This is a genomic window from Mesorhizobium sp. M7A.F.Ca.US.006.04.2.1, from assembly GCF_004022915.1.
In the GTDB taxonomy this organism is placed as follows: Bacteria; Pseudomonadota; Alphaproteobacteria; order Rhizobiales; family Rhizobiaceae; genus Mesorhizobium; species Mesorhizobium ciceri.
Window position 1 is genome coordinate 1 of sequence record NZ_RZQA01000688.1, and the last position, 3,586, is coordinate 3,586.

At 61.0% G+C, this 3,586-nt stretch carries 5 protein-coding genes and 1 pseudogene; 4 read left to right on the forward strand and 2 right to left on the reverse strand.

Annotated elements, in window-relative coordinates; genetic code table 11:
- Positions 1-4: 4 nt before the first annotated feature.
- A complete protein-coding gene (locus EN925_RS28080; RefSeq protein WP_063172133.1) occupies positions 5-616 on the reverse strand; it encodes a pyridoxamine 5'-phosphate oxidase family protein in 612 nt (203 codons plus the stop codon).
- Between the two features lie 72 nt (positions 617-688).
- The gene (locus EN925_RS28085; RefSeq protein ID WP_013531698.1) at positions 689-1,042 is read right to left on the reverse strand and encodes a DUF971 domain-containing protein; all 354 of its coding nucleotides are present in this window, start codon (positions 1,040-1,042) and stop codon (positions 689-691) included.
- Positions 1,043-1,241: 199 nt separating this feature from the next.
- Here EN925_RS28085 and moaA point away from each other — a divergent pair, with 199 nt between their 5' ends.
- The 4 genes and pseudogenes from moaA to EN925_RS40930 form a co-directional block, all read left to right on the forward strand.
- Positions 1,242-2,237, forward strand: coding sequence for a GTP 3',8-cyclase MoaA (moaA, locus tag EN925_RS28090; protein ID WP_127385184.1), 996 nt, complete (start codon positions 1,242-1,244; stop codon positions 2,235-2,237).
- A 54-nt stretch (positions 2,238-2,291) separates the two neighbouring features.
- On the forward strand, positions 2,292-2,762 hold the full coding sequence (locus tag EN925_RS28095) for a hypothetical protein (protein WP_024503302.1): 471 nt from the start codon (positions 2,292-2,294) through the stop codon (positions 2,760-2,762).
- Positions 2,763-2,881: 119 nt separating this feature from the next.
- Positions 2,882-3,241, forward strand: coding sequence for a hypothetical protein (locus EN925_RS28100; RefSeq protein WP_127370295.1), 360 nt, complete (start codon positions 2,882-2,884; stop codon positions 3,239-3,241).
- 219 nt (positions 3,242-3,460) lie between these two features.
- Positions 3,461-3,586: pseudogene (locus EN925_RS40930) on the forward strand (EamA/RhaT family transporter); the annotation flags it as partial.

A 3,586-nucleotide genomic window follows, 5' to 3' on the forward strand; every position in this document is an offset into this window, starting at 1 on the left:
AACCCTACCACATCGTCTTCTTCGCCCGTTCCGGCCATTCCTTGTCGTAGGTTTCGCCGTCGATGTTCTTGCGGCTGGTGATTTCCAGGATCTGTCCGGGCGTCGGCAGCGACTTCGGCTCGACATGCCTTGCCGGGTTCCAGAGCTCGGAGCGGACGATGGCCCGGGCGCATTGGAAATAGACCGCATCGATGTCGACGACGGTTACCGATCGCGCCGCCTTGCCGTCCACCGCAAATGACGCGCACAGCGCTGTATCCGTTGTGATGTGGGCGCGACCGTTGACGCGCAGCGTCGTACCGGAGCCCGGCACCAGGAACAGCAGGCCGACGCGTGGGTCGCGGATGATGTTTTTCAGCGAATCGGCGCGGTTGTTGCCGCGACGGTCCGGCATCATCAGCGTTTTCGGATCATGGATGCGCACGAAGCCGGCGAGATCGCCGCGCGGCGAACAGTCCAGCCCCTCCGGTCCGCTGGTCGCCAGTGCGACAAAGGGCGAGGCTTCGATGAAGGCGGCGTATTCGGGAATGACGTGGTCGAGTTCCTTGACCAGCGAGGCCTCGCCTGGAACGCCATAGAGTGCCTCGAGCTGCTCGACCGTGGTGATGACGGACATGTTTTCGCCTCCAAACCTTTGCCGGCGCTACGCCATCTCGATGACGTTTTGACGACAGCGAGAGGAATCAATCTAGCGGTCCCGGCTCAATCCCTTTTCCGCAAGCTCCGCGAGATAGGCTTCCCAGCGCGCATCCTTCTCGTGGCCGAGCGTATGCAGGTAATTCCAGGTGAAGATGCCGGTGTCGTGGAAATCGTCGAAGGTGATGCGCACGGCGTAGTTGCCGACCGGCTCGATCTTCAGGATCGCCACATTGCGCTTGCCGGGGACCGTCACCCGCTGATCCGGCGAATGGCCCTGCACTTCGGCCGATGGCGAGGCGACGCGCAGCAGTTCCGCCGGCAGTTCGAACGGATGGTGGTCGGGAAAGGTGACGGACAGAAGTTTGCGGTCCTTGGAAACCCTGAGTTCTTTCGGTGCGGTCATGCTGTTCGATCCCGTGTCATCCGCCCTTCCCTACGCCGCTTCGCCAAACGGGAAAAGGTCTGATGAGACCGACCGACATGCGATGTCGGCTGAGAGATGTTACCAAAGATCGAGAGGCGCTATCTTGAACAGCAGGCCGGATCGTATCACATAGCGGTATATAACGAAGCCGTTCACGGCCACGGGAAGCGCTTGAAGCATGGACATGATTGATCCTTTCGGTCGCACGATCAGCTATCTCCGCGTGTCGGTTACCGACCGCTGCGATTTCCGCTGCACCTATTGCATGGCCGAGGACATGGCCTTCCTGCCGAAGAAGGACCTGCTGTCGCTGGAAGAGCTCGACCGGCTGTGCACGGTTTTCATCGAAAAGGGCGTCAGGCGATTGCGGCTGACCGGCGGTGAGCCGCTGGTGCGCAAGAACATCATGCATCTGGTGCGCCAGCTGTCGCGGCATCTCGAAAGCGGCGCGCTGGAAGAACTGACGCTGACCACCAACGGCTCGCAGCTGTCGCGCTTTGCCGCCGAACTCGCCGATTGCGGCGTCAGGCGCATCAACGTGTCGCTCGATACGCTCGATGCCGACAAATTCCACAAGATCACCCGCTGGGGCCATCTCGACAAGGTCATGCAAGGCATCGATGCCGCGCAGGCGGCCGGACTGAAAGTCAAGCTCAATGCGGTGGCGCTGAAGGATTTCAACGACGCCGAGCTGCCCGACATGATGCGCTGGGCGCATGGCCGCGGCATGGACCTGACGGTCATCGAAACCATGCCGATGGGCGAGATCGACGCCGACCGCACCGACCAGTACCTGCCGCTGTCGCTGCTGCGCGCGTCGCTCGAACGCCAGTTCACGCTGACCGACATTCCCTTCAAGACCGGCGGCCCGGCGCGCTACGTCCAGGTCGCCGAGACCGGCGGACGGCTCGGCTTCATCACGCCGATGACGCATAATTTCTGTGAGAGCTGCAACCGCGTCCGGCTGACCTGCACCGGCACCCTCTACATGTGTCTCGGCCAGGAAGATGCCGCCGATCTGCGCGCGCCCTTGCGCGCCTCGGAAGGCAACGAGCTGGTCGCCGAAGCAATAGACGAAGCCATCGGCCGCAAGCCCAAGGGCCATGACTTCATCATCGACCGCCGCACCAGCCGCCCATCGGTGTCGCGCCACATGAGCGTCACTGGCGGCTGATCTTTCCGTGAAATTTATGCAATATCGCTTCGGGATCATGACTTCGAGGCGAGCATGCGGCTGCACTCTTCATTCCTGGTCATTGCGACAATGGCAGCAACCAGTGCGGTCGCCGCGCCATTCACCTATGTGAACGATCGCTTCGGCACTGTCTGCACCTTTCCCGACGACGTCTTCACCGATCGCCAGCCGGAGCCCGACAATGGCGACGGACAGCAATGGCTGAGCGCCGATGGCGCCAGCCTGATCTGCTCGGGCATCCTCAACGTCGACGACGACACGCCGAAAGGCTTTGTCGCGGCGGAGAAGGCGAGCAAGGAGCCGGGCTACAAGATCACCTACAGCAAGGCCGGAAAGGACTGGGCCGTGCTGTCGGGCCTGAGGGATGGAAAGATATTCTACGAGCGACGTCTGTTTGGGAAAGACGGTATCATCCGTACGGTCTGGGTCGACTACCCGCCGGCGCTGAAGTCGAAATACGATCCGCTGGTCGGCGCCATCGCCGGCAGTCTCAAGGGGCCATGACGGTTTCGAACCACACCCCAGAAAAAGTCTTGTTCGCGAACCGCAGCCGGATTTACGGCCAGTCTGTTCCAGCCTAGCCTTCCCCTGGAAGCTGCTCTTCGCTCACAGGGGGATACACCATGCGCAAACTCGTTCTTTCTCTGGCACTGCTTGGCCTCGCGGCCGTGCCCGCGGCGGCGCAGTCGATCGGCGGCACCTATACGGTCGCCGGCACCAACTTCGAAGGCTCGGCCTATGGCGGCGAAGCCACCATCACGCTGACCAGCGGGACGACCTGCGCGATCCATTGGGAAACTGGTGGCTCATCTTCCGACGGCATCTGCATGCGCAACGATGATGCCTTCTCCGCCGGCTATGTCATGGACAAGGACATTGGCCTCGTCGTCTACAAGGTGGCGGCGGACGGTTCGCTGCACGGTCTTTGGACGATCGCCGGCAAGGAAGGCAATGGCACCGAGGTGCTTACGCCGAAGAAGTAAGTTCGCCATCGCAGGCGATATTCAGGGCCACAAACAAGGCTGTGGCCCAGTCCTTTGCTGTTGCTGTTTCATGCCCGACTGTTACAGGCTTGCTGCCTGAAGCGCGTCGCGTTTGAACGGATTCAGCCACGCGCTTCAGGTCTTTGTTTCTTATGCATGTCGTTTCCCCAAACCGAGGTCACTTTTGGGCGATATGTATTAGCAGAACCGGTAGCCGTCTTGCCCCTGTCTCCAAATCTTCGCGGCGCATTGTTCATGATGGTGGCGATGGCCGGCTTCACCCTCAACGACGCCATAACCAAATACTCGTCGCAATCGATGAACATGGCGCAGGTCATGTTGATC